The organism is Micromonospora sp. M51 (genome assembly GCF_018070305.1).
GTDB classification, from domain to species: domain Bacteria; phylum Actinomycetota; class Actinomycetes; order Mycobacteriales; family Micromonosporaceae; genus Micromonospora; species Micromonospora parva.
On record NZ_JAGPXZ010001370.1, the window covers coordinates 1 to 706 of the forward strand.

The window sequence follows — 706 nt, forward strand, 5'->3', positions numbered from 1 at the left end:
GAACACCGCCGAGGCGGGGACGGTCACCGCGTCGACAGCCTCGCGTACCCGCAGGCGAACGATCGCGTTCATGCCGGGGCGGGGCGTCGGGGCCGGCTCGTCCTCGGCCAGCTTTCCGGCACCCAACGCCAGGCGTACCCGATAGGTGACCCCGCCCTGCGCGGAGTTGGTGGGCAGCACATCGACCGACCGGACGGTGGCGTCGTAGCTGGCGCCGGTGACGGCGTCCAACTCGACGGTTGCCGGCACGCCGGCCTTGACCAGCAGCACGTCGGTCTCGTCCACCTCGGCGAGCAGACCCAACTGCCCGGTGTCCACCACTGTCAGCACCGGCGCTCCGGCGGTGACCAGCCCGCCAACCGCGACCGCGTCGTCCACCCCGGCCGGCGGCCCACTCTGGTTGGGAGTCAGCACGGACGGGTCGAGGCCAGCGCCCCCGGCCTGCTCCAACAGCCCGGCCAGACCGGCGTTCGCACCACCGCCGGCCCGGGTGCCGCCCGGCTGCACCACACCCGCGATCGGGGCGCGCAGCGTCAGCGCGTCGACAGTCGCCTTCGCCAGGTCGTACGCCTGCTGGGCCTGGAGCCGTTGCGCCGCGGAGAGCGCGCCGACGGCGGAGCTCAACCCGTTGATCCCCCGCTGCACCGCGCGGACCGCCTGGTGGGCGCGGTGCAGCGGGGGATCAACGGGTTGAGCTCCGCCGTCG

1 protein-coding gene is annotated in these 706 nt (G+C 74.4%); it reads right to left on the reverse strand.

Annotated features, from left to right (window positions below):
* The coding region (locus tag KBX53_RS34890; protein ID WP_210864026.1) for an HlyD family efflux transporter periplasmic adaptor subunit at positions 1-706 on the reverse strand (706 nt) is incomplete at both ends.